The 25,934-nt window shown below is 55.2% G+C and carries 22 protein-coding genes; 9 read left to right on the plus strand and 13 right to left on the minus strand.

The genetic code is table 11. The features are described 5' to 3' along the window. Positions 1-281: 281 nt before the first annotated feature. Positions 282-2,018: a methyl-accepting chemotaxis protein gene (locus BM029_RS18565; protein ID WP_092438538.1), complete on the plus strand. Its 1,737-nt coding sequence runs from the start codon at positions 282-284 to the stop codon at positions 2,016-2,018. 55 nt (positions 2,019-2,073) lie between these two features. On the opposite strand, the gene BM029_RS18570 is transcribed toward BM029_RS18565, so the two are convergent. Then, positions 2,074-3,606 (minus strand): MDR family MFS transporter, encoded by a 1,533-nt coding sequence (locus BM029_RS18570; protein ID WP_092438540.1) that lies wholly within the window; start codon positions 3,604-3,606, stop codon positions 2,074-2,076. A 114-nt stretch (positions 3,607-3,720) separates the two neighbouring features. On the opposite strand from BM029_RS18570, the gene BM029_RS18575 reads away from it, so the two are divergent. The 4 genes from BM029_RS18575 to BM029_RS18590 all read left to right on the plus strand — a co-directional run bounded on the left by BM029_RS18575 (position 3,721) and on the right by BM029_RS18590 (position 6,948). Then, a complete protein-coding gene (locus tag BM029_RS18575) occupies positions 3,721-4,422 on the plus strand; it encodes a TetR/AcrR family transcriptional regulator (protein ID WP_092438542.1) in 702 nt (233 codons plus the stop codon). 76 nt (positions 4,423-4,498) lie between these two features. Continuing rightward, a complete protein-coding gene (locus BM029_RS18580) occupies positions 4,499-5,137 on the plus strand; it encodes a LysE family translocator (RefSeq protein WP_092438543.1) in 639 nt (212 codons plus the stop codon). Continuing rightward, positions 5,127-5,672, plus strand: coding sequence for a GNAT family N-acetyltransferase (locus tag BM029_RS18585; protein WP_139217283.1), 546 nt, complete (start codon positions 5,127-5,129; stop codon positions 5,670-5,672). Before BM029_RS18580 ends, BM029_RS18585 begins: the two co-directional genes overlap by 11 nt. 217 nt (positions 5,673-5,889) lie before the next feature. Further along, positions 5,890-6,948, plus strand: a complete 1,059-nt coding sequence (locus BM029_RS18590) for a YncE family protein (protein ID WP_092438547.1) — start codon at positions 5,890-5,892, stop codon at positions 6,946-6,948. Between the two features lie 45 nt (positions 6,949-6,993). Here the strand turns inward: BM029_RS18590 and BM029_RS18595 are convergent, their stop codons facing one another. Both BM029_RS18595 and BM029_RS18600 read right to left on the minus strand, forming a co-directional pair. Continuing rightward, positions 6,994-7,944 (minus strand): hypothetical protein, encoded by a 951-nt coding sequence (locus BM029_RS18595; protein ID WP_139217284.1) that lies wholly within the window; start codon positions 7,942-7,944, stop codon positions 6,994-6,996. A gap of 568 nt (positions 7,945-8,512) precedes the next feature. Continuing rightward, positions 8,513-9,898 carry an NCS2 family permease gene (locus tag BM029_RS18600; RefSeq protein WP_092438594.1) on the minus strand — a complete coding sequence of 462 codons (1,386 nt, stop codon included), beginning with the start codon at positions 9,896-9,898 and terminating at the stop codon, positions 8,513-8,515. 431 nt (positions 9,899-10,329) lie between these two features. Here BM029_RS18600 and BM029_RS18605 point away from each other — a divergent pair, with 431 nt between their 5' ends. Together BM029_RS18605 and BM029_RS18610 are read left to right on the plus strand one after the other, a co-directional pair. Beyond that, entirely contained in the window at positions 10,330-11,103 is a 774-nt protein-coding gene (locus tag BM029_RS18605) for a DUF3050 domain-containing protein (RefSeq protein WP_092438551.1), read from the plus strand. Positions 11,104-11,294: 191 nt separating this feature from the next. Then, complete coding sequence (locus BM029_RS18610; RefSeq protein WP_092438553.1) at positions 11,295-11,888, plus strand: hemerythrin domain-containing protein; 594 nt, start codon at positions 11,295-11,297, stop codon at positions 11,886-11,888. Between the two features lie 43 nt (positions 11,889-11,931). Here the strand turns inward: BM029_RS18610 and BM029_RS18615 are convergent, their stop codons facing one another. From BM029_RS18615 to BM029_RS18655, 9 genes are all read right to left on the minus strand, one after another. Then, positions 11,932-12,999 carry a M29 family metallopeptidase gene (locus BM029_RS18615; protein WP_092438554.1) on the minus strand — a complete coding sequence of 356 codons (1,068 nt, stop codon included), beginning with the start codon at positions 12,997-12,999 and terminating at the stop codon, positions 11,932-11,934. 146 nt (positions 13,000-13,145) lie between these two features. Further along, positions 13,146-13,949, minus strand: coding sequence for a molybdate ABC transporter substrate-binding protein (gene modA / locus BM029_RS18620; RefSeq protein ID WP_092438556.1), 804 nt, complete (start codon positions 13,947-13,949; stop codon positions 13,146-13,148). A gap of 159 nt (positions 13,950-14,108) precedes the next feature. After that, positions 14,109-14,375, minus strand: a complete 267-nt coding sequence (locus BM029_RS18625) for a hypothetical protein (protein WP_092438558.1) — start codon at positions 14,373-14,375, stop codon at positions 14,109-14,111. A 151-nt stretch (positions 14,376-14,526) separates the two neighbouring features. Then, positions 14,527-15,345 (minus strand): hypothetical protein, encoded by an 819-nt coding sequence (locus BM029_RS18630; protein WP_211482510.1) that lies wholly within the window; start codon positions 15,343-15,345, stop codon positions 14,527-14,529. Beyond that, a complete protein-coding gene (locus BM029_RS18635; RefSeq protein ID WP_092438560.1) occupies positions 15,342-16,427 on the minus strand; it encodes a YaiO family outer membrane beta-barrel protein in 1,086 nt (361 codons plus the stop codon). The genes BM029_RS18630 and BM029_RS18635 overlap by 4 nt, the downstream gene beginning before the upstream one ends. Continuing rightward, on the minus strand, positions 16,424-18,277 hold the full coding sequence (locus tag BM029_RS18640; RefSeq protein WP_092438562.1) for a polysaccharide deacetylase family protein: 1,854 nt from the start codon (positions 18,275-18,277) through the stop codon (positions 16,424-16,426). The genes BM029_RS18635 and BM029_RS18640 overlap by 4 nt, the downstream gene beginning before the upstream one ends. Further along, positions 18,274-19,356 carry a hypothetical protein gene (locus tag BM029_RS18645; RefSeq protein WP_244545121.1) on the minus strand — a complete coding sequence of 361 codons (1,083 nt, stop codon included), beginning with the start codon at positions 19,354-19,356 and terminating at the stop codon, positions 18,274-18,276. The genes BM029_RS18640 and BM029_RS18645 overlap by 4 nt, the downstream gene beginning before the upstream one ends. After that, positions 19,346-20,422, minus strand: coding sequence for a bactofilin family protein (locus tag BM029_RS18650; protein WP_092438564.1), 1,077 nt, complete (start codon positions 20,420-20,422; stop codon positions 19,346-19,348). The genes BM029_RS18645 and BM029_RS18650 overlap by 11 nt, the downstream gene beginning before the upstream one ends. A 2-nt stretch (positions 20,423-20,424) precedes the next feature. Then, positions 20,425-21,747: a glycosyltransferase family 2 protein gene (locus BM029_RS18655; RefSeq protein WP_092438566.1), complete on the minus strand. Its 1,323-nt coding sequence runs from the start codon at positions 21,745-21,747 to the stop codon at positions 20,425-20,427. A gap of 842 nt (positions 21,748-22,589) precedes the next feature. On the opposite strand from BM029_RS18655, the gene BM029_RS18665 reads away from it, so the two are divergent. Further along, a complete protein-coding gene (locus BM029_RS18665; RefSeq protein ID WP_092438598.1) occupies positions 22,590-23,522 on the plus strand; it encodes a 2-hydroxyacid dehydrogenase in 933 nt (310 codons plus the stop codon). Between the two features lie 9 nt (positions 23,523-23,531). Here the strand turns inward: BM029_RS18665 and BM029_RS18670 are convergent, their stop codons facing one another. Next, entirely contained in the window at positions 23,532-24,698 is a 1,167-nt protein-coding gene (locus BM029_RS18670; protein WP_092438570.1) for an ABC transporter substrate-binding protein, read from the minus strand. A gap of 325 nt (positions 24,699-25,023) precedes the next feature. Here BM029_RS18670 and BM029_RS18675 point away from each other — a divergent pair, with 325 nt between their 5' ends. Continuing rightward, entirely contained in the window at positions 25,024-25,800 is a 777-nt protein-coding gene (locus BM029_RS18675; protein ID WP_244545122.1) for a tyrosine-protein phosphatase, read from the plus strand. Positions 25,801-25,934: the final 134 nt, after the last annotated feature.

Genomic DNA, 25,934 nt, shown 5'->3' on the forward strand with positions numbered 1-25,934 from the left:
TATCAAACATCTTGTTGCTAAAAAGGAAAATATTTTTAATCAAGATGTCGGTGATGCTGTCTCAACTCTTCCTCAATCGTCGCAGCGTGCTCTAAATAAACCATAACTTTTGCCGTTAACGAAGACGTGGACGATGTTATTCAATGCATCGCGGCACGCTGATCTTGATTGGCAAAGACGACATGACAGCAGGTACGGAGATGATTTGATTGAAACGCTCGCAACTTGCAAAAAAGGCTTCTTTGAACTTTATTAATCGCACTCTTACAGAAGAAATAGAAATGAAAATTGCTAATCTCAAAGTCGGTACGCGGATGGGAATCGGATTCGCCATTGTCCTTGCTCTTTCTGTTGTTTCGACCGTCATCGGGATATCAAACCTGCGCCAGGTTGCAATGGCGACGGAACAAATGATGGAAAAGCCTTTGGTAAAGGAACGGCTGGTATCGGACTGGGGCGTTCTCACTACTTCCGCTATCGTACGCACGTCGTTTATCGTTAAAAGTACGGACGGATCATTAGCGACGACATTTGCGGAAGATATCGACGCCAGCGTCAAAAAAGGGAGTGAACTCCAAAAAACGCTTGAGCCGCTATTGACTTCAGATGCAGAAAAAGAACTATACAAGTCGATCAAGGTTCTACGCGAAAAATACCAACAGTCCAAAGTGTTGGCGATGAAAGCCAAGCAAGACGGTAACGGCGAAGAATCATCACGTATTTACAATGATGTATTTTTACCAGATTCGAAAAACTACAAAGGCCAGCTAGATGAACTTCTTTCTTTGCAAAGAAAGAGCATCGACCAGACAGGACGCGAGGTTGCTCAGTTATATGATCGCAGCTTCAATCTCATGGTGTTGTTAGGTGTGTTGATGATTGCATTGGGGGCGGTGTGTGCGTTCCTGATCTCACGCTCCATCACGCGGCCACTGGGTGAGGCAATCAAAGTTGCGCAAACCGTCGCCTCCGGCGATCTGAGCAGCCACATCGAAGTGAAGACCACTGATGAAACCGGACAGTTGATGCAGGCGTTGAAAGACATGAACGACAGCCTGCTGACCGTCGTCGGTGACGTGCGCACCGGTACCGATACTATCGCGACCGCATCGAGTCAGATTGCATCTGGTAATCAAGATCTGTCGGCACGTACCGAACAACAAGCTAGTTCGCTGGAAGAAACCGCAGCGTCAATGGAACAATTGACCAGTACCGTGAAACAGAATGCCGATAATGCGCGGCAAGCCAATCAACTGGCTGTTTCCGCATCCGGTGTCGCGATCAAGGGTGGCGGCGTCGTGTCCCAGGTGGTCGAGACAATGGGTTCTATCAATACATCGGCCAAGAAGATCGTCGACATTATCGGCGTCATTGACAGTATCGCGTTCCAGACCAATATCCTGGCGCTGAACGCAGCGGTGGAAGCGGCGCGCGCCGGCGAACAGGGACGTGGTTTCGCGGTCGTTGCCAGTGAGGTGCGCAGCCTGGCGCAGCGCTCCGCTGCGGCCGCTAAAGAGATTAAAACCTTGATTGGCGACTCGGTTGAAAAAGTCGATGTCGGGGTCAAGCTGGTTGACCAGGCCGGGACCACCATGGGTGAGATTGTCGATAGCGTCAAACGGGTGACCGACATCATGAGCGAGATTGCCGCGGCGAGCGAGGAACAGACAGCAGGGATCGAGCAGGTGAACCAGGCGATCATGCAGATGGATCAGGTCACGCAGCAGAATGCCGCGCTGGTAGAAGAGGCCGCTGCCGCTGCCGCATCTCTGCAAGACCAGGCAGCCAATCTGGTGAATGTGGTCAGCGTATTCAATACTGGCGAGATGTCGATGTCTGGCAGCGCGCCTTTAAAGACGATCAGCCGGTCGTCTCCGGCCGCGGCGACGGCTAGCCGTATCGCCATCGCGCCGCGCAACATCAGGCAATCGGCGGCGACGAACGTGAAGCCGTTGAAGCGTGTGACGAAAGTAGCTGCAGTCGCCACGGCCGCCGACGGTGAGTGGGCGACATTCTAAATGAAATAGGTTTACCGTCGGTTTTGAGGATGTCCGGTTTAAATGAAATGAGATCTTACGATCTGGCTTTTTTCAGCAACGGGATATCCTCGAACAGCCATGCCAGCGCAAACGCCAGCGCGATCAGGCATCCCGCGATGATATAGACGGTGCTCAGTGCTCCGCCAAACGCTTGCAGATAGTCGTCACGCAGGGCAGCAGGGAGATGATGTACCGTCGCGGGTCCGAATGTCTGCGGCAGTTCTGTGCCGGCTGGAATGAGCGCGGCAAGCCGCGTGTGCAATCCCTGCGTGAACAACGCACCGAACGCGGCAACGCCGATCGAACCGCCGATCGAACGGAACATCATTGCCCCGGATGTCGCAACACCCATGTGTTTGAAGGGCACGCTGTTTTGCACCGCAAGCACAAGCACCTGCATCACCATTCCGAGCCCGGCGCCGAGCAGGCCCATGTATAAGTACATTACGTGGATCGGCGTGGTGTTATCCATGGACGCGAGCAGGAGCATCCCGATACAGGCCAGGAATGTGCCCACGATCGGAAAGTAGCGGTATCTGCCGATCTTGCTGATGATCTGCCCACCGATGATCGATGTGGTTAGCAAGCCGCCCATCAGCGGCAGCAATTGCATGCCCGCTTCCGATGGCGTCGAATTCTTGACGACCTGAAGATAGAGCGGGAGGAAGGTTACCGACCCGAACAACGACATTCCCACAATGAACCCGATCAGGCTGCTCAACACGAAGGTACGCTGGCGGAAGAGTTCGAGCGGTATGATTGGTTCAGCCGCGAGGCGTTCTTCATAGATGAAGCCGCCGATCGACAAGAGGCCGAGCGCCAGCGTGAACCATAGCTGTGGCGACGACCACGGCAGGATCGTACCGCCTTGGCTGGTAAACAGGATGATGCAAGTTAACGCTGACGCAAGAAATGCCGCCCCCATATAGTCGATCTGGTGCTTCACGCGCACGATGTGCGGCTTGAATGCGGTGCCGATCACTAGCAGCGCGATGATGCCGAGCGGCAGATTGATATAGAAGATCCAGCGCCAGGACAAATGCTCGACCAGAAAGCCGCCGATGAGTGGGCCGACCACTGTCGCCAGCCCGAACACGCCGCCAAACATGCCTTGATAACGGCCGCGGTCGGCAGGCGGAATGATGTCGCCGATTGCGGCCATCGTCACCACCATCAAGCCGCCGCCGCCAAGTCCCTGTATTGCACGCAGGATCACCAACTGCGTCATGTTCTGCGCGACCCCGCACAGGGCTGAGCCGAGAAGGAATAGCACGATTGCCGCCTGCAAGACGATCTTGCGGCCGAACAGATCGCCGAATTTTCCATAGAGCGGTACGACGATGGTCGATGCCAGCAGGTAGGAGGTAACTACCCATGACAGGCTTTCAAGACCGCCCAGGTCGCTGACAATCGTCGGCAATGCGGTCGACACGATCGTCTGGTCGAGGGCCGCGAGCAACATCACAAGCAGCAGCGCCGAAAAAATGAGGCGAATCGGCGGATGATTTTGCGCGTGATCGTCTATGGTGCCGGCGTTTTCAATAAGCGCAGGATTGTCAGCGTTCATAAGAGGAAAATTGAGTGGGAATCGGGTTGAATCGGGTTGAATCGGGTTGAATTTAATTAAATGATCGTTTAATATATGTGAAATTCCTTGCATAGTCAAATTGTCGAAACGAAGATGGTAAAAAGCAAATCCACTGAGCATGCAACGATTGTGTCGGAGGCAGCGGTGAAACCGAACGCTACGGCAAAGCGGCCAGGGCGACCGACAGGCAGCGCGCGCGGGCCTGAGCAACGCAACCGTCTGCTCGACACGGCGCTGGTTTTGTTTGCGCGGCAAGGCATCGCCGATACGACGCTCGCTTCTATTGCGCGCGAAGCCAAGGTGACGCCGGCCATGGTGAATTACTATTTCACTAGCCGCGATCAGTTGATTGACGTGCTGGTCGAGGAACGTTTTCTCCCGGTAAAAGCGGCATTGGGCGGCGTGTTCCAGGCCCACCCGAACGATCCTGTGGCGGCCATCACGGAACTGACGCGACGGTTTGTCGATATCACAACAACTTATCCGTGGTTTGCGCCGCTATGGTTGCGCGGAATAATCACGCATGACGGCCTGATCAAGCAACGGATGCACGAACGTGTCGGCGATGAAGACCAGAAGGCGGCGCTTCAATGCATCAAGCGATGGCAATGCGAAGGGTTGCTCAATCCCGATCTGGAACCATCGCTGATATTCATGTCGCTGATGGGGTTGACGATTCTGCCACTCGCGGCAATCATGACGCGGCAGATCGGCCCGGAGGGCCGTCCGGTTGATGCCGGGGCAATTGCCCGGCATGCGATCTCTCTGCTGGTGCATGGGGTGGGGCCGCATTAAGCGCAGCTGCCTAAGGCGGTCCATATGAACATGCTATTCTTATGCGCAGCAATTTCATCATCATATGGAGCCGCCCATGAGCCCGCTAGCCGCAATTACCGCCATCCTTGCCGCGCTATTGATTGGCGCGATGAGCCCGGGACCAAGCTTTGTCATGGTTGCCCGAAATTCCATCGGCCTGTCGCGTCGTGATGGCCTGGCGACCGCTCTCGGCATGGGAGTGGGCGGAGTATTCTTCAGTGGAATTGCGTTAATCGGATTGTATTCGTTGCTGGCATCTGTCACCTGGCTGTATGTCAGCCTGAAAGTTGCCGGCGGGATGTACCTGGTTTATATCGCCTCCAAAATCTGGCGCGGTGCATCCGCCCGGCTCACAGTCGATAGCGGCGCGTCTGAAGAGCGGACAAACGTACGGAAATCTTTCCTGATGGGGCTCAGTACACAGCTGAGCAATCCGAAGACAGCCATCTTCTACGGCAGTATCTTTGCCGCATTGCTGCCGCAGCATCCGCCGCTGTGGTGTTACCTGGTGCTGCCACCAATGGTCTTTGCGATTGAAGCAGGGTGGTACACGATTGTCGCGCTGTGTTTTTCCAGCAGGCGTCCACGCGAATATTATTTGAAAGTCAAAGTATGGGTTGATCGCGCTGCTGCCGGTGCAATCGCGGCTCTCGGACTGCGCCTGATATTCACGGCGCACAAAGTTGGAATTTGATGTGCCTGCATTGCGAAATGATCAGATGATTTATGGAGAAAACGTGACGTCGGAAATACAGATCAGGAATTTTAATCCGAACGAGAGAGATGCGGTTGATGCTGTGGTCCGTGGAGCCTGGGCAGAATTGATCGATCTGATGCCGCAGGGAGACCAGCTTGCAGCCAGGCTCGGATCGTTGACGGAACATGCCGATCAAAGCGAAATTATCGTGGCCGAATTGAACGGCCAGATCGTCGGGGCAGTCGGTTATGTCGGCGCACATCAACCTAAGCCCAATTTTTTCCAGCCTGATTGGCCGATGGTTCGCATGCTTTCCGTGGCACCTGGACATCGTGGACTTGGTTTGGGCAAACAATTGCTGGAAGAGTGCATCGCAAGAGCGAAGCGCGATGATGCGCCAGTCCTTGCGTTACATACTACCGCGGTCATGAAAGCCGCTCAGCGTTTGTATTTTGAGTTAGGGTTCGAGCAAATAAAAGATCTGCCTCTTTTGTTCGGGGTGCCTTGCGCGCTGTACACAAAAGCGCTGTAGATAAGAGTTCAGGCATTGATCCCGCGCTGAAATGGAGGCTGCTGTTTGGCAAGCTTTCGCTATGGGTGCTGACGCCATAAACAGAGCAACCTTGGTGTCATATCAAACTCACTGAGTTCCTAATTGTGCGCTAACTATTCTTGATTAGTCTGGGTCCGGCTTATATGTAAAAAATAGCGCCCGTCACCGGACATTCATCTAACCAATTATTGAGTACATGAAAAACTTCAGCCTCAGCAGGTCGACTATCGTTACGATCGGCGCCCTCATGTTAATGCAGGTCGCGCTGGTTCCTGCGGTTCAGGCCGCCACATCAGATAACTACAAGATAGTGGCGCGTTTTCCCGTCACAGGAGCTGAAGGATGGGATTACCTCGCTGTCGACAGCAAACGGGATCACCTGTTTGTCAGCCGTTCTGATCATGTTCAGGTGCTCGATACCAAGTCAGGGAAAATGGTTGCGAACATAGCCGATACCGCTGGCGTTCACGGCGTGGCGATCGCGCAGGACTTGAATCTTGGATTTACCAGTAATGGCCGGTCAGACACGATAACCGTTTTCGAGCTCGATAGCCTTAAGCCGATTGATATCTTGAAGACGACCGGCGCCGGTCCCGATTCGATACTTTATTATCCCCGGTTACAGCGGGTCTACAGCTTCAACCGGCGAGGCCAAAGCGTGTCGATAATCGATGCTGTTACGCGCAAGGTCATCGATACGCTACCCATTTCCGGCCATCCCGAGTTCGCTGTCAGCGACAGCCAGGGGCATATCTTTTTTAATGTGGAAGACAAGAACGAAATTGGCGTCATTGATGCGCAATCTTCAAAGATTGTGAAGCACTGGCAAATGGCTGGATGCGATGGACCGAGCGGGCTGGCGATCGATGACAAGCATCACAGATTGTTTTCCGTATGCGGCAACAAGAAAATGATGGTTGTCGATTCCTTGTCGGGAAAGGTCGTCACCACCGTGGCTATCGGGGAGGGGCCGGACGCTGCTGCGTTTGATCCTGATTCCGGACTCGTATTTGTTTCCAACGGTGGTGGTACGTTGACAGTGGTGCATCAGGATACAGCGGATAAATATACGGTAAAGGCCAACCTTGTCACGCAAAAAGGAGCGCGGACATTAGCGCTGGACCCGGACACGCATCTTGTCTATCTGGTGAGCGGTAGTTTCGGCAAGACACCGGCGCCCACAGCAGCGACGCCTCGTCCACGTCCGCCGCTGTTGCCGAATACCGTCAATGTGTTGGTTGCCGCACCGAATTAAGCGGCTGGACAGCAGGCATCAACAATGTCGAGCTAATCACCGCATTTAGCGAAGAACCCGGCATTGTCCGAAATCACAGCGCATGGCAAGCGAATCACCGTTATCGCAAGAGACCGTGTATGACTCGAATCCCGGGCCTTTGGCGTTGAGGATGGCGTGTGGGGTCGTGGCGCATGATTGCGCCCTGGCGATGTGTTCACTTTGATACGAATACTGACCGATTTTATCCACCGGTAACTTGGACGTTGAGGCGACTTGAACCGGCGGCGCAGTATTTGCGGTTGGCAAAGATACAGCAAGCTTGTTGTTGGCAAATTCCGTTGCGGCTGGTGCAGCATTCTCTTGCGCGATGGAGGGCGCGGTAACCGGCTGGGTAGCGAAGGGTTTATTTTCACCCGCATATTGGGGTTTTATATAGGTAAAGAAGTATTTGTCGGTGGTCGATCTCATTGCGAACATGTCGGCGCCAACTTGGTACAAGCGATAGCAGTCCTGCATTCCTCGCCAATTGCTGCCGCCATAAATCCCGATACAAATCTTGTTCTCCGCTTCCTTGATTTCATAAGAACCCATCGTTCCGCCACCCTTGTCGAGATTGCGAACCTCCAGGCCACCGCTCTGATCGATTTCGTACAGCATTTTTGAGCCGGCTGGGTTGTGGCCCGATACAGTGCCCAGAGTCGTAAAATGGATGCGCATTTCCTCACCTGTCAGCTGACGTTCGACATAGCTGCCAGGAGTAGCCTGGATATTTGCGGCAGGTGGAGCAACCGGGCCAGGCGGGGAGTTAGTGGGCGCCGTTGCCGGGATTCGGTTTGTACCGTTCTCTCCCATCAAGACCATGATGGCGGCTGGATAATCAAAGGCAGCGCCGGAACTTTGATCGACGGCGACGCCAATGAGACCGCCGACCAAAATATTACCGAACGTCATTCCCTTAACGCTCGATTTAATATTCACCAGGCCGGGTTTGATATTTTCTTTTTCGCATTGCACTATCAGATCATCGCGTGATCTGTGGACACTCACTGTGCCCGGCGAAGTGACATAAAAAACGCCTTTGGCGTTCTGCAGCTTGCAAGTGGCGCCGTTGACCAGTTGCCCCTGATTGCGGGCTTCGACCGTCACCAACTGCGTAGTGCCGCTGACGATAGACGCGCAGCCGCTAAGAAGTGACGATGCAATGATTGCTACCGCCGCGGCGATCCTGATCAAGAAACACTTATTCATCTACTTCCCCCTGTTTTTTTGAATTTTATATTTTTGAATTGCGATGTTTCCGGTCGGTGAATATCGCCTTGCCGCCGAATTTAGTCCGCCGTATCGTAGCAGATAAGATTTCCGTATTGGAATATTGTCGGACTAATATTTTGGACTGTGTTTAAATTCATACGGAGGAATTTTGGGTCTGGTTGCCACTCTGGCAGATCTGCTGCGGAGAGTCTTTGCTGGTGGCCGAAAGAGAGTCGATAACCCAAAAAAAAGCAGCGCCCGGAGGCGCTGCCATAAATCGACAATTCAAGGAGACCCGAAAAGTCGAAGTTACTCTGAAAATTGTATGACCTTAGATCGCCCAGCCGCCAGCGTAGAAAGCTGCCAGTGCGATAGCAATGGCGACCGTGCCCACGTTCAGTTTGCGGAACTCGCCGGAGACGATACGACCGATTACCAGCGTGCAGAAACCAAGCATGATGCCCGTTACGATATTGCATGTCAGCACAATGAATACTGCGCACAGCAAACCAGACAGGGCATCGACCGTATCATCCATGTGCATCCGGCTCACACTGCCCAGCATCAGCAAACCGACATACATCAGCGCAGGTGCTGTCGCATAGGAAGGCACCAGGCCAGCCAGCGGCGAAAAGAAGATGACCGCGAGAAACAGCAGACCGACTACGACTGCCGTCAGGCCGGTACGGGCGCCGGCGGCTGTACCTACCGTCGATTCAATGTATGCAGCAGCAGGTGCGCCACCGACCAGACCGGCAAAAATGGAACTGAGCGAGTCGGCTGTCAGTGCTTTGCCGCCGTTGTGAATATAGCCTTTTTCATTAACCTGGCCAGCTTGACCGGCAACAGCGCGAATCGTGCCGGTGGCATCGAACACTGCTGTCATCACCAGCGCCAGCACACTTGGCAACACCGTCATGCTCAGCGCGCCCTTGATATCCATCGAGCCGATCAATGAAGCGTGGCCTGGGGAGCTCAGTGCCGGCATCGCAAACACACCGGTAAATTTGACGGCAGGGTCGAAGATCAAACCGATGATGGACAAGGCGACGACTACCAGCAGGATGCCGCCAGGTACGCGGCGTCGCTCAAGACCGAAGATCGCTGCCAGGCCGAGAATGCTCATCACTACCGGGAACGCGGTAATGTGGCCGAGTGCTACCGGTAATCCGGGACCGGCATTCTTTACCACCATCCCGACTTCGCTGGAGGCGATCAGCAGCAGGAACAAACCGATACCGACGCCGGTGCCGTGCGCAACGCCGGACGGCAGGTTTTGCAGAATCCAGGAACGGATGCCAGTCACGGAAATAGCAGTGAACACCAGGCCCATCAGGAATACCGCGCCAAGGGCGACGGAGGGCGACAAGCCTTTGCCGAGCACCAGGCCGAAAGCAGTGAAAGCAGTCAGAGAAATCGCGCATCCTACTGCGATCGGCAAACGTGCCCACAGGCCCATCAGCAGCGAGCCGAAAGCGGTCGTCAGGCAAACCGCAACGAACACGGCGCTGACGTCGAAGCCAGCCTTGCCCAACATGCCAGGCACGACGAAAACGGAATAGACCATCGCCAGGAAAGTGGTGATGCCAGCCACCACTTCACGACGCGTGGTACTGCCGCGGGCGGTGATCTGAAAGTATTGATCGAGTTTGCCTTCGCCGACGGCGATAGGATCTCCCAGGCCCACGACAGGCTGGGGCTGGAGTTGTTGTTCCATCATGATCGAGCTGCTCCTTATATGTCCTTGAAGCGGCCGTGACTCGACCGTCATCAGGGTGTCTCGTGTTATGTTTTGACTCGCCAGCCCGAACCCGGGTAGCTGGACTGCTCGTCATTTGAAAGGATGATGAGTTCGGTGAATACAGCTTAGGGTATTGATGTAGCCAACCCATCATGAAGGCTTAATAGCCGCCATTTGCATTTCCATATGCGGAGAACGGATGGCAGAGCCGCGAGGTCGCATGCGTCTGCCTCGGGAAATCTCGATTTGAATCAGCACGGAAAAATATCAGCTTGACCGCATCCGGACGGCTCGGCCTGGTTCGCCATACTGGTTTAGTGTATATAATCATATTATATTGCCATGTAGAAACAATTATGTCATTGTCGTTTTGCACACATATGTGTGTAACTTAACGTGGAGATGACATGACAACAACCGTCGAATCACTGCAACTTATCCTCAAAGACAAGCACAATTCATTGACCAGTCATGCGGTGTTTTCCGCTATAAGAACCGAGGCAGACCTCCGCCTGTTCATGGAGTGGCATGTTTTTGCGGTTTGGGATTTCATGTCGCTGGTCAAGCGTCTGCAAGCGGATCTGACTACGACTTCGGTCCCGTGGTATCCGCCCGCCAATCCGCATGCAGCACGTTTGATCAACGAGATAGTGCTGGGAGAAGAGTCGGATCTGACGCCCAAGGGCGCCATGACACATTTTGATCTTTATCTGTCGGCGATGCAGGAGATAGGCGCCTCGACCCGCCAGATCAGTCAGTTTTTAACCATGATCAAGAAAGGCGACACGCTTGCCACCGCCTTGAACCGGGCGGAAGCGTTACCGGCGATCCAGCGCTTCGTGACTTCCACCATCACCACGTGCAAGGACGACCAGACCCATCAGGTGGTGGGCAGTTTTTTCTACGGGCGGGAAAATGTCATCCCCGATATGTTCCAGGCCTTGCTCAAGACCTGGTGCATAGATCCGGCGACAGTGCCCGAACTTACCTTCTATCTGGAACGGCATATCGAGGTCGACTCAGGCGATCACGGCCCCGCCGCGCAGCGCATGATCGATGAGATTAGCGGTAACGATCCAGCCCAGATGCGCGAGGTGCTGGAGGCCGGTATCCGTGCCATCGACGAGCGGCACCAACTGTGGGACAGCCTCCTGATCGCTTTGCAGCAACGTTCTTCCTGATGACGGTCTTGTAGCCGACTGTCCAGGCCGGATGCAACTGTCTGGTTTGGACAGTCAAGCCGTGAAAAGTATTAAAAAAATTACATTTGAGAAATTTATTTCCGCGTGGAATTTAATGTACTATTGTTATGGGTAGGCAATTATAAAAAACGGCAAATGCATCTTTTACATGGGAACTGGGGAGAGTAAAAATGTGGCTGAAATCGATTTTCAACAAACCCGCAACCAGCAAGCAAGACGAGGAGGCGCGCGAAGTTGTTAGAAATTCAGTCAGCCCCCAGCCGCCGCCCAAAAGAGCCGTGCCGCTAATGGAGCGCGCAGAACTGCTGCAGCCGGCGAAAAGCGTTAACAATCAGATTCAATACGACGAAAAGCTGATTCCCCAGCTTAAGGGCGATCATGCGGCCCTGCTGTTGATGTATTCCTCGGTGGCGAACAAGATGAGCGCCGGCACCTGGGATGCTGTGCCAACCTCATTGCGCGAAATGCGCATGGCGATGTACGGCCATCTGCTGACCGAGGGCGTCAAGTTGTATTCGTATATGCGGCGCAGTCTGGCGGAGGAGCAGAATCTGCTCGAAGTCTATCGCTCATATAAAAAAGAAATGGATGGAATAGGCCGCATCGCCTTTGATTTTTTCGACAAATATCAAGGCAAGGATTGGCTGGCGTCGCCGGATGCGCGCTCGTCGTTCAAAGCTGAATTCGATAACCTCGGCAAGGTGCTGGTCGACCGCATCACGCGCGAAGAAAATATTCTCTATCCTCTGTACATGCCGTCGTAGGCGGTACTAACCGGTTTGCCAGACGGCCGCGCCTGGCCTTGGTTCAGATCTGCCAGGCGCCGTTGCGATAGACCAGTTCGTCATCCAGGTAGACCGCTTCGGTTACCGCAAAAACATCGATGTGATATCTGGCGCTAGCGCGCTTGATATTGGCCTTGTTGTAGACGCCGTGTTTGGCGCCGAGCGACAGGTGGATGCCGCACATGCGTTCGTAGGTGCCGATATCGCTGACCATCCGGTCCCGCGAAAACGCGCGATTCATGCCGAAACCCAGCTCCCGTAGCCATACTTCACCTTCGTCGGCGCGGATCTTGGCTAGTACCTGGTCGAAATCGGGAGTGGAATCCAGCACGTCGGTGACGCGGCCTTTGGTAATCACCAAGGTGATGGGATGCGCCGGCTGGTTGACCCGGAATGAGGTGTCGCCAAAAACAAAGATACGTACGCGTCCGTTCACCGCTTCCAGGTCTTGCGCTTCGGTGAACACTTCACCGATGGGAAACTGGCCGCCGACGTTGTTCATCTCGCTGTAGTCGCCAATGTTCAGTTTGGCCGGTTCGAACGGAGACGCAAACACCAGGCGCTCGCCGCCGCTGTCGACGACGCCCGCACGGGCGTTGTCAATCCGCGCTTTCAGCGCATAGCCGACGCCGCGGTAGTAGCCGGGGTCATACGCCAGCGACTCGATGTAGTAGAGCGCTTGCGCCCCCGGCATGCGCGAAAGATGCGGATGTTCTATCACCTTGAGCGCACGTTTGAACAGTTCGACCCGGATGCGGAACGCCTCCAGGCGAAAGTTGGTCGATTGAATCAGCACAACCAGGTCGTTCGCCTCAAGCCCCGCAAAAGCGGCGAGCACGGCATCCGGCGTGACTGCATCGAAGTCGATGAATGTCGCATCCGGCAGGCAGCGCCGGTAGGCTTCGGTAAGCGCGATAGCGAGCTCGCAGCGTGTGTCCGATACAACCACGGCAGCATGCGGCGGCGCGTGCCGGATTGCCATGGAAAGGATATCGCGCAGATGCTTTTCCGCCGCGTCAATCGCTTCCTTGGCGATCGCTTGCCCGTTTGCCGTACCGACGCCTTCTTCGTTTGCTGTTGGAGTGTTCATCAATTTACCGTATCGGGAAGCAGGAGAAATACCGTGCCATAAGATTAAATCTTGATGGCCAGGCAACTCCTGCTGGATCGGTATTTTAATCGACAACCGGCGTCGGGCTGATTTTCGGCTATTTTCTAGCTGGCTGCGAGCGAAGGCTAGAGCGGGGAAAAGCCGTAAGCTGCGAGGGTTTTCTGTGCCTCAGGACTAAGCAGGAACAGAGCAAAACGATAGGCGGCATCATGCGATCCCGCCGGTTTGTTCAGCACGGTCAGGCCGAAATCGGCCGCAATGGCGAGCTCTGCAGGCGGCACAACTTTAGTGAGCGTGGTGTCGGCAACGGTTTGACGCGAGCTGCAATAACCGATAAAGGCATCAACTTGTTTTTGTTCAAGAAAATACTTTACGGCGTCGCGGCCCGCCGGGATTGCCGGACTGTGGCGGCCGCCGACCAGTTGTTGTGCTTTGGCTTCGAGCAATTCTTTAGCGCCTGGCCGGATTGCGCCGGCTTTGGCAAAAAACTGCCAGGCGTAGTCGCCGCCGGGATCTGCCTGGGGCGTCGAGGTGCCGAACTTGACGCTCGGATCCAGCAGTTTGTTCAGAAGGTTTTGCGTGCTTAATCCCAGCTCCGGCCGCGCCACGACGCACACGCTATTGCGCGCAAACACTAACGCTGGAATCGCCTTGCCTTCGCGTGCCAGCTGTTGCGGATGCGCCATGTTCGCCGAGGCAAAAACATCTGCCCGTTCGCCTTGTTCTAAGCGCTCCAGCAACAGGCCGGAAGGACCGAATACTGTCTCAACCGATTCTCCGGTGCTGGCGCTGAACTGTTTTGCCAGCACGGTTAGCGGGCCGGTCAGGCTGCCGGCGGCAAATACCTTGATTGGATCTTGGGCCAGTGCAGGCGTGGCGGCGCTCAGCATGGCGAGTGCCAGCACTATGCGGTTGAAGAATGGTGGCATGGGGTGGCTTTGTTTAGCTTGAGGGGATGGGGTTTTATTTCGATATATTTTACGATATATAACGAAGAACAGGAAAGCAGCTATCGTTTCGGTTGTTTCGACTCCTGCTCAAGATGCGCACCCCCGATGTGCGCATCTATACGCATTGTTCTTACACCATTAGCCTGCGAGGCCCTTGGTCAGCAGCTCGGCCACCAATTGATTGAGATCTAGCTCACGCTCTTTTGCCAGGGTTTGCAACTGTTGCACCAGGTCGCCGTTCAGTTTGACCGCAAACGGCACCAGTCCCGCTGCCTGGTCGCGCTTACGCTGCTCGCGGCGGTCGACCACTGTTGTGTCACTGCCGCCAAAAGCGGAAGCGCCTGGGGCTGCCATCTTTCCCATCAATTTTTTGGCGTCGCTCTTTGCCATTCCGGTTTTTTTCACTATTGATATCCTGGTTGATAAACGTTATTCGATTGCGCACAGTATAAGCTTGGCTTCGCCGCGGCGGTATTTTCCCTGCACAGGCCCAGGGCGAATGTGCCGTAGCGACGGATCGAAGTGAAGCATTGAAGTGAAATACCGAAGTGAAATACTATTCGCGCCGCTTCCAGCTCATGGCCCAGGAATAGAAGCCGACCAATGCGCCGAACTGGATCAAGCTTGATCCAAGCAGGTAGATGACTGGATGCCAGAGCAGCGAATACCGTAGCATTACCCAAGCCGCGAACGTGTATTGAAAGGGCGTCAACACAATCAGGTAAATCACCGCCATCAGCGATAGCAGGATCTTGCGCGGAATGCCGAAATCGAAAATGTTGTAAAGCAATCCATATATCCATGGCGTGAGCAAAATCAGCACCAACGACGCCTGCGATAAAGCGGAAATGGAGGTTGCCGACTGGTACGGAAACTCTGCCGCCCAGAAGTAAAAATAGAATTGGCTGGACAACTGGATCATGGCCAGCACCCGCAACGCATAAGACATCGGCAGCATGCGGACCGGCAGCAACTTGGTGCCAAGCAGGATTGTGATTGCAATCAACATGCCGCCCCACCACTGCAAAGGATTCGGAAGGGCCGCTTGAACGTAGGCGTAGGGGATAGATTGAATCCCGGGAAAAGATGTCTTATCCGTTTTAAGCAATATTTCACCGCCAAGACCATCGCCCCAGAATCTTATGATTCCCGCCCACAATTCGGCAATCAAAGGCCATGCGAGCAGGGTGCAAAAGAAAATAATAGTCGGCACCAGCAACACATCGGCCCATCGGCTGCGCGGGAAAGACAATCGTCGCAAGGCACGGTGAGTCTGTATCAATTGGCCACTGAAGCCGGAAAAACGGGGATTGACGCCGATGTGGCTGTGCGCTTCCGCCGGCAATCCGGTTGCGGCGTTTTTCCTCGGTTTCATCTGAAACTCCAGCGCCAGCCGAGAGTAAGTGAGAGACGATCATAGAGCGGGCTTTGGTAATACTCCAGCATCGCTAGTAACAAACTGTCGCGGGTGATTCTCTGTCGCCATTGGATACTAGCGGTGTTGCTCTTGAAATTAACCAGTTCCGGGCCGCCTGGCAATACCTTGTAGGTTTCCTTGGCATGTTCATAGCGGACTATGATTGCGCGGTGGTCGTCATTGCCGAAAGTCGCGGCTATGTATTGGCTGGGGCCCAGTATCGTGCCTGGGTTTGCCCAGTTCAAACGTATGCCGCCCTCTATCACCAATTCCGTAAAGTACCCGATGCCGGTGAACAGCAACCCGTGGTCGGAGCGTGCGCTTTCATTACCCTTGGCATAGTAGGCGCCGATACCGGCGACATACTGCCGTTCGCTGCCGAATTTCCGATAACCGGTTGTATCGACACGCCAGCTTGGAAACAAGGGACTGTTCCCGGTACCGACGGCGACGGTACTGTAATAGTCTTCGGAGAAATCGTGGGTAAGCGAGACGTTCCCGTAGTTTCCGGTATATCCGAAGCGGGATTGCTGCGTCAATTCTCCCTGCACTACACCTGCGGACGTGACCATCATGCCGCGCAACGCTACCAAACGGGCATGGCCGTAACCGTGCGTCATGTTGCCGTCGCCGCCGACCAGTTCCAGCGCGCCACGCTCGGGACCCAATTCCGACTCTTTGCCTGCGAGGATGTCGGCCGATGCCCCGGCACCGGGATTTTGGTCGAGTGCAACGGCCAGGGGAGCGGGGGTGACCGGTGCCGCTACCGCTGCTGGTGAGCCAGTCCCCAGAGTTGCTGGCGCTATAGCCGGTGCGTTGCCGGCAGTCGGGGCTGGTTCGGCCGGTGCCGCATACAGTGACAACAAGCGAGGATGCTGGAAGCCAGACGATGGTATGGCTGCATCGATGCCAGTCGCCGCGTGGGAAGAATAGGCGACGGCGCCAAAAGACAGCCCTAATGCCGTCAGCGCCGTTTTCGCCCTCAGTGTCCTGTGGCGAGCTGATATCCGGATATCAGCGTTACTAGTTGCAGTATTCAATGCTGGGCCTTCTTCATCAACGGTGTTGAAATGCGAAGTTGTTGTACGTCGCCGGCGATCACAGCCCAACTGTCGCCACGGCGTTCTATTTTTGCGTTGCCTCTGGTTACCCGCGGCTCAGCATACTGCGATGCAGAAAATAACCAGGTTAACTGATTCAATGAGGCGGTATTGGCAGCATCGATTACTACCGCATTGTTGTCACTGGAAATATTCCATACAGTCTGTTCCCTGCGAGTCATGAAGTTAGCAAGATATGTCATGGTGCGCCAGCGAAATACGCCTTTTTTTTCAGCTTTGTCGGCGGCCAGCATCAACTGGTTGATCGCATCGGGATACAGGACCGCTCCCGGCGGATGGAAATAAATCATTCTGATCTGCCCGGTATTCTCTGTAAATCGCACCAGCGAGGTCAACCAGCTGCTGATTTCACTTTCCGGGATATGCTCCGTGTAGGCCTCTTCGATGGTACTGATGTGGCCGTAGGTCTGTACCGGGAATGACCAGATGTGCTGGTCCCGGCGGCCTTCGCGATAGGTGTGGGTCGGCCCTTGCCCTATATTGCCGGTGAAATAGTAGGCCCGCACATTTTGTGCCTCCAGCCAATCGGTTACCCAGACCGGCTGATTTCCCGTAGGCGCGGAATATTCGGTTTGGTCGTGTCCGATCAAACGCTTGATGGCATCGGCATTTTGTTCAAGGTAAGGGGTCATTTGCTGTTCATTGCTGCCGGACAGGTGTTTGCCAAACCAGTCGTGTATCCAGCCGCCGTGACTGCCGATTTCATTGCCCTTGTCCGCCAAAGTGCGCAGTATTTCCTGGAATGCCTTGTTGTTGTTCAGGTCGACGCCAAGGCCGTCGCCGAATTCGCGCTGATCCGGCCCGGCAGTGACATGGATGCTGAACGGGCCGCGCGTAAATACGCCGGCCTTGAGCAGCTGATTCATTGCCGGTATGCAGATCTTGGCGTCGCAGTGCCAATTCAAGACCAGGCCGCCGATTCCTTCCGGCGCTGCAGACAATTGTGGCTGCCCCATGATACGGTGTGCAAAATAATGCAAGAAGCCATGCATCAATATGCCGTCTGTACGTAGCTTCAGATAGCCCAGCGGTAGATTGACGAAAAGAACCTGTCCTTTGCCGACAGCGTGTTCACCGGCAATCACGGTTTTTCCTGCCGCTTGCATGCGCACTGTGCCGGCATAAGAACTGGCGGTGCGCAGGACCGGATAACGCAAGGTATCCTCGCCGTAACCCGACAGGACCGCCTGGCCGCCGGTCTCGATCCAGCGGCCAGGCGGCAGGTACAGTGTTTCCATCACCTGCGCGCTGCCGGAGATGATCGGGTTGAACGACATCTTTTCGTGTTGCGACTGGTACATCGCGTAGTCTGTCCCTGCTAGCTTGGAGAAGCGCGACGCCGGCTCGGCATAGTAGCCGTTTTCGTCCAATATGCCGGCATCGCCGACCAGCATCAAGGCCCCGCCATTTTCTACGAACTGGCTTATCTGGTTAACAAAAGCCGTGCTGATCTGGCGATGAATGGTGTCCGGTAAAATCACGCCCGCAAATGGACGCTCGCCTTGCAGTCCGCGCCGTGAAAATTCCGACGCCGTAATTGTTTCCAGGCGAATCCCTTCTTCTGCGGCGCCATCCAGCCACGCCGCTGCAAAAAGCCGGTTTGCATCAGATAACGTGTCCGGCAAGATCAAGGCAATTGCATCGCTTTGCCATTGCGCCGGACTAATCTGATTGATGCGAACCATCCAGGTTGCGGCAGCGCCAATGATCGCTGCCGCCAACAGCGTCAAGCCTATCCTGGACAGCTTGCGTTGATGTAAGGCGCTCATGGTGGCGGCTTCATTTCCTTGGATTTCAGGGACGGCGGCGGTGAATTTGGTGCGGGCCTCAGCACATTCGTCAAACCGATGCGAACACCTTCCTCGACAACGTTCCAGCGGCCGCCGGCGCGCCAGGCGTCGGAATTTTCTAGCCAGGTGCGTGCCGTTGCCAGATCGCCGGTTTGGTAAGCGGCCCAGGCGATCAGTCCCCACGGGAAATGGTCGCTCTCGCCGGCCAGCCATTTCTGACTATAACGTTCCATCCATACGTGCCAGTAACGTTCCCCGCCGGTTCCGGCGCGCAGGCCATACAGCCACAGATAAACCGGCGCCACGGCATTGGGATAGAAACCGTAGGGTGTGGGCGGGACGCTGGCGCGTTGCGGTTCAAGGGCGCCATCTGGATCGTAGCCATAGTTGCGCTGCAATCCCTGCAACATGCTGGCGCTACTCGGCAGGGCCGCCAGCTGAACTGCAAAGCGCGCTGCCGCCGAGCGATCACGACGCAGGTAGTTCAGTGCGCCTATTACTTCGACATTGTCGGCAAAATAGGCAGCGCTGCGGCCGGACAGAGCGTGAAAAGTTTGTTGGGCAGGATGCCAAAGAGTTGACAGGTGGTCGAGAGAGCGGGCGCAACTGGCGGCCAGCACCTTGTCTCTTGACAGAACTTCCGCCGCCAGCAGGCACCATAATGCATCGAGGGAATCGTCGGCATCGGCTGGCCCGCAGGCGACCCAGTCATTCGCGCCGCTGCGGCAGATCCGCGGGAAGGGGCCGTTCGCCTGTTGGAATGGCAGCAGCCAATGGGCAAAGGACGATGTCGCATCTGTCACATCGACGCCCAGACGATGCGCGGCCAGCAGCGCTTTGAGCGCAAAATAAGGCTCGACATAATCGCCTTTGGGGAAAACGGTGATAGCACCATTCGGCAAAATGAAATCGGCAAACAGGATTGCACTCTGCGTGGGCTGAGCTAGGTCCGCAGCTGTTGCTGTAGCCAGCGTGGGATAGCCGACACTCAAAGTACCGGTGAGTACGCAGAATATTGCCGCCAGCGCCTGCCTTGCCTTCCCTGTATCAAGCCGCATCAGGTATCTCCCCAGGTGTCACCGTTGCACCGTCTTGTGTGGTGATCACGCCATGCACGATGCAACCGGCGGCGATGGTCAATGTACGGCAGATCATGGTGGTAGCCGCGTCGGGAGTGCCAATGCGGCAATCGGGGCCGATCACGATATCGTTTTGACTGATGACCGGGCCGCGCACTGAGCAGCCCTTTTCCAGCACGATGTCTTTGTTGGAAATAATGCTGCCGGCAACGCGGGATCGCGGTTCCAGGTGCAAGTCGCCATAGGTCTTGATGTTGCCGAATACCGTTGTTCCGGAGAGAATTGTGTATGCTCCTCGCACTACAAAGTCGCCATTACGGCTGGCATCCGGGGAAGGCCTGGCGCCGTCGTCCAGGACATGGCGCGTACGCATCGCTGGTGCTGAAGGCGCGGCCTCAGCGGTGTCGCCGGAAGCACCAGAAGCACCGAAGTACATGCTCGGCGCTCCTGCGCGCACAAATCGACTGCCGTCGGCAAAGTTTATTTCCTTGGTTGCGGTAATGCGGCCGTCAATCGATGCGTTGTTGCCGACCCGAATGCAGCGGGCATCTATCCAGCGATGGACCACCGTATTTGCGCCGAGATAGATGACGCCCTGCGCAGAGCAGGCGCGCAGGCTTGCTCCGGCGCCAACCGTCAGATCGCCGACGGCAAACAGATCGGCCTGGTTATGGCTGCCGGGCGGTAAACGCGCATCGTGTACGAGAATCACGATGCCGTTGTTTTTTCGAAGTGTCTCCAAGGTCTCGGGATGATAGGTGGCGTCGGCGTCATCGCCGAGACGTTGATGCACGATGCAGATATTGTTGCCGATACTGTAGGTCCGTTCGGTTGGCAAGTCCTGCAAGTCCGGCAATTTGACACCTGGCATGGTGGTAATGCGTGAGCGGAAGCTGTCCGCGAGATAGCGTAAATTATTTATTTCATTCCGGCGCACCGGCAGCGGAGCGATGTCGGTAGGGCGCAGCCATTCGTTTACAGCAGGAATATATGGCACGAAAACGATCAGGATCACGCAGATTAGCAGTAGCGTCGGGAAAGCCATGATCAGGAACTCTTTGCGCTGACTTTGACAGGAGAATTTATCTCGGCGCTTTCGGCCACCGGGATTGATTCGTGGATGAGGGCTGCCGACGCCACCCGGAATCGTTCTGTTTTGTGCCATATCAGTTCACGTTTCCGTATTAAATCCAGAATTTGGCTGATCGCAGCACGCGTGATGGAAAACAGACTGACCAGGAATCCGAATATATTCAACGGCAACAGGCGGATACGATTGCGATTGCCATCCAGGTAAGTGGCGGCCGCTATTTCGAAAAAAGCGGCGTTGGTGCCAAATGCACCGTAAGCGACCATGCCGCTCAACGCCAGCCAGCCGAACAGCCATTGGTGCGACGTCATGAAAAACTGGATGACGGTCAATGTCCAGCCGACGAGCAACAATGGCGGCATGATGAATACGCACAGCAGGAGCGCGCCGTCGATTCTTTCACGCAAGCTGATCCGGTTGTTTTTAAGCAGCCCCGTCAGGTTGCAGCCCATTACCTGATTGTGGCCGCGCGACCACCTGCTGATTTGCCTGATCCGGACCGGCCAGACCTCAGGGACTTCTTCATAACATTCCGAACGGTTTTGATAGACTGTTTTCCAGCCGTTTTGCAACAGGCGAAAGGTGACGTCGGTGTCCTCTGCCAGCATGTCGATGTTCCAGCCGCCGATTTCCTCCAGCGCGCAGCGCCTGACGCCACCGACGGTGCCGCCATACTGTGGCACCAGGCCCAGATTCATGCGGGCGGCCTGGTCAACCTGATAGCCGCCGGCACGTTCCAGATCCAGCAAGCGGGTCAGCAGATTGGCGCCGGCATTGATGGGCACCACGCGACCCATGATGGCGCCGACTTCAGGGTCGAAAAACGGTGCGACGAGTTGTTTTATCAAGCCGCGCGCGGGTAGGTAATCGGCATCAAAGACAATGATGATTTCGGCCTGGATTTTCTCCGTTGCGTCGCGCAAGGCGGCGGCTTTTCCGGGGCGTCCTGCGCTGCGATGGAACAGCATGAAACGATCGGGGTGGGCAGCGGCGATGCGATCGATGATTCCGCGCGTGCCGTCTGTAGAGCGATCGTTCATCGGCATGATGACCAGCTTGTCGCGAGGATAGTCGACCTCGAGCAAGGCATTCAATGCATCTGCAATTACCCGCTCTTCATTGTGGGCGGCAACGCACACAACTACTTGCGGCCACGACGCTTGTTCGATATCCAGATAGGGCTGGCGTTGCCGTCCAAACAGGCGGTTAAGGGTGAACAGGTAATGCCGAATCGTGTAGATGACCAGCAAAAATATGATGCATCCCAGGATTGCCGTCATCAAATCAAGTTCTATCGCGCGGGCGTCGAATCCGAGAGGCGCTGATCGCGCCTCTGTGGTTACGGCGACAAGAGGAAAAAATAAAAGAAATGACCGACGAACATATGCGCTGGCGCACCAGCCACGCGTAGCTGTCTTGCAAAGAGCGTGAGGTGAGTAACACATAGACTACCTCTTGAAATGAGATCGGCTGCCTGGCTTACTGAAAGATCTTTGCTGCTAGGTGCATTGTTTCTATCGGATCAAAATTTTCCACGCCAAATTCTTCGATGGATCTCCCGCCCAGGCTGCATCGTCGTCGTATAGTCGCGCAACCGCGGCGGCGATGACCGCTTCCGGGCGGGTACCAAAGATAGAGAGGACTTTCAATTTGTACCCTCGACTAGTCGAGTTAACTTTCGCTCTGTCGAGATGCATCTCGACAGGCACTTTGCTCTTCGTTTTTGTTACCAATGCCGATTCGGCTGGAGGCTCCCGAAGCCGGGCGCCCCGAGCCGGGCACCCCTGGCCGGACGCCCCGAAAGTGCAGGGAACGTCACTGCCCGCAGCGATTGCGGGAGCAATGACGAGTACAGGATTTTTATTTAGTTATCGATGCTATAAATTTCTTTGTGGGAATATTTAGCCACTCTGAGAGACACTGTCAGATAACCCGAATTTTATGATGGAAATGATATTAATCATTGTTAAAGATTGTTAATTAGCATTAACTCGTTGAGTGAAGTGGTGTCGAGCAACTTCGGCTCAAGCAGGGCTGTTGGTTCGCGGCTATCATGGCTGGCAATGCGCCGCTGGCGCGAATTGACTTAAACACTCTTGCGCCTATTTGCGCCTATATCCCCATGCTTCCCACTCTTCTTGTTCTCAATCATTTGTCCGACCAAAATTTGCAACGCATCTCGCAAGATTTCCAGGTCGTGTTTGCTCCCACCGCCGAACAGCGCCGTGCCGCCATCGCCAGCCACGCGGACGTGATACGGACCGTACTGACGAATGGCTCAGTCGGACTGCGCGCCGAGGAAATCGCAGCCTTGCCGAAACTGGAACTGGTTTGCGCGCTGGGCGCGGGTTTCGAGAATATCGATGTTGCGGCAGCGCGTGAGCGCGGCATTACTGTATCCAACGGCGCCGGCACCAACGACGCCTGTGTAGCCGATCACGCCATGGGTTTGTTGCTGGCGACGGTACGCGGCATTCCGCAACTGGGCGTTGCCCTGCGTCAAGGCATCTGGCGCGACGCCTTGCCTTTGCCGCCGAGTGTATCCGGCAAGCGTCTCGGAATTATCGGACTCGGCACCATCGGCAAGCAGATTGCGCGCCGCGCCGCGGGTTTTGACATGACGATCGGCTATCACAATCGTTCTGCGCGCGATGATGTGCCGTTCGCGTATTTCGCTTCGCCGCTGGAGTTGGCGCAATGGGCCGATTTCCTGATCGTTGCCACACCTGGTGGTGCAACCACCCGCCACATGATCAATCGTCCGGTGCTGGACGCTTTGGGGCCGCAGGGCTTTGTTGTCAATATTGCGCGTGGCAGCGTGATTGATACCGCGGCACTGGCGCAAGCATTGCGCGATGGCCGGGTAGCCGGCGCCGGCCTTGATGTCTACGAGAGTGAGCCGTTGCCGCCGGCTGAATTACTGGATTTGCCGAATGCGGTTCTGACGCCGCATGTGGGTGGATGGTCGCCCGAATCGGTGGCCGAGACGATCCGCCTGTTTCTGCAGAATGCCATGTTGCATTTTTCGGGGCAGGCGGTATTGACGCCGGTTTGATCCGAACCGTCAATTCAAGAATTTCTTATCCTTGGTAATCATGGTCATCTCGACAAATTTCGAGCCGCTGTGATTGCTGCCGGTGAAATTGACATCGAAACCGCCGCCGTTGTAGTTCTTCACGTTGATCGTTTCCAGCGCCTTGACCAGTTTTGCGCGCGTCAGATCCTTGCCCGCGCGTTTCAAACCTTCGACGAATACCTTAGCCGCTATGAACCCCTCCAGGCTGGAGAAATTAGGTTCTTTGACACCGTTTTTTTCCATCAGTTTGGTATATTCGGCAACCACCGGGATTGATGAACTCCAGGGAAACGGCACTACCTGCGAAATGACGACGCCTTCGCCATCCTTGCCGAGCGCATCGGACAATGCCTGGCTACCGACGAACGATACATTGTAGAACTGGCCGGTATAGCCGGCTTTCCGCATTTCTTTAATGTAAGCGGCGCACGATGTATAGGCGCTGATCTGAATGATCGCGGCAGGGCGTTTCGGCAAGATCTTGCTGACGGCCAGCTTGACGTCGCTACTGTTACGTTCCACCGTGGCGGACTCGACCAGTTCCACATTCATCTTCTTCAAGGCACGCTGCACGCCTTCCAGTCCGGCGCGGCCATAGGCGTCGTTCTGGTAGAACACGGCAATATTCTTGATGCCGACGTTAACCAGCTTTTCCACGAGATGCTCGGTTTCATCGAAGTAGCCGGCGCGGATATTGAAGACCTGGCGATTCAGCGGATCGCGCAGCGACTGAGCGCCGGTGACCGGTGCAAAGAACGGTACGCCCGCTTGTGTGAAAATCGGCAAGGCGGCATTGCTGGTCGGTGTGCCGACATAGCCGAACAAGGCAAACACATCGTCCTTTTCAATCAGGCGCTTGGTATTGGCTGCGGCCAGGTCGGCTTCGTATTTGTCGTCGGCCTTGATGATTTCAATACGCCGTCCATAGACGCCGCCTTGTTCATTGACAGAGTCGAAATACGCTTTGGCGCCGGCGTTCATCTGAATCCCCAACTGTGCGGCGGGGCCGGAGAATGCGGCCGACTGTCCGAGCACGATTTTCTGGTCGGTGACGCCGGATTCCGCAAAACTGGCTGAGAACGGGCTGCAGATGCCGATTATCAAAGGGATTGCGAAGGACAGTACGGAAGATAAAAGATGACGTTGGAGTCGCATGTGCCACTTTCTTATGTTGATCAGGCGTTACAACACCGAGCTGAGCATCAAGTCAGCGATACGGCGTTGCAACCATGCGTATTATAGATTTATTGCCGTATGAAAACAAAAGAAGAAGTGATTTTGACAGTAGTTGGCGTTTTTTCATCAGTGTTACTACGTATTTACTTGCTCAAATATCCATGCAGTAGCATCTGACTGTGATCGCGGGGCTGAATTCGCAGTTGAATCTGACATAAAATCAGGAGCAGACGCGCATCGTCAAATTTACAAAAGGAACTGAAATGCCGGACATCTCAATGCACATTAGCGAAAAATCGGGCCCATGCTGAGTTCTTCAGATGCGCAAGCGCAGGGCATGCAAGACGATCGCCATATCAGTTTTGAGGCAATCCGGAATATTCGCGATCTGGGCGGTTACCTGGCTGCCGGCGGACGCCGGATCGTGCCGGGAAGATTACTGCGCGGCGCCAATCCCGGGATGGCGTCTGCCGCGGATATCGACAAGCTCAAGAGTTACCGGCTGGATGTCGTGCTCGATTTCCGCACGGAGGCAGAGAAGCATTCGGCAGAGACGGCATTCGCCTCGTCGTTCAACTGGATTGCGGAGCCGGTCATGGTCGGCAATTTGTCACAGGAGGTAATGCTGACTTTACTGCAGAGCGGTAGTCCGGAAAACGGCCGGCAGTTCATGATCGATTTCTATCGCACCTTCCCGGTGCGCTATCAACCGCAGTTCAGGCGCTTCCTGAAACTCGCGGAGCAGAACAACACCATGCTGTATCACTGTACCGCCGGCAAGGACCGTACCGGGTTTGCCAGTGCCTTGCTGATGGCCGCGCTGGGTGTCGATCGCGCTGCCATCATCGACAACTATCTGGAGTCGAACCGGTACAACGCCACCGCCAATGCGCAGGTGTTGGCCAAGCTCTTCAAGGCGGAACTGGCGCCGGAGCTGATCGCGCCGCTGTTGACCGTTGAGGCGCCTTACATGGAGGCGTCGCTTGCGTTGATCGATGAAGAGTATGGGGGCATGGATCAATACCTGCGTCAGGTGCTCGATATCGATGTTGAACGAATCCGGCACAATTATCTGGAGTAGGGTGGGCACGCAGTTGTGCCCACGCGGACTTCGGAGCGGCACGGCGTGGGCAATAAACCTTGCCCACCCTACGGTCCAATAAAAAAGCCACCGACTATGTCGGTGGCTTTTCGGTTATAGCGATGCGTGCTGCT

Source organism: Collimonas sp. OK607 (assembly GCF_900111995.1).
Lineage (GTDB): Bacteria > Pseudomonadota > Gammaproteobacteria > Burkholderiales > Burkholderiaceae_D > Collimonas.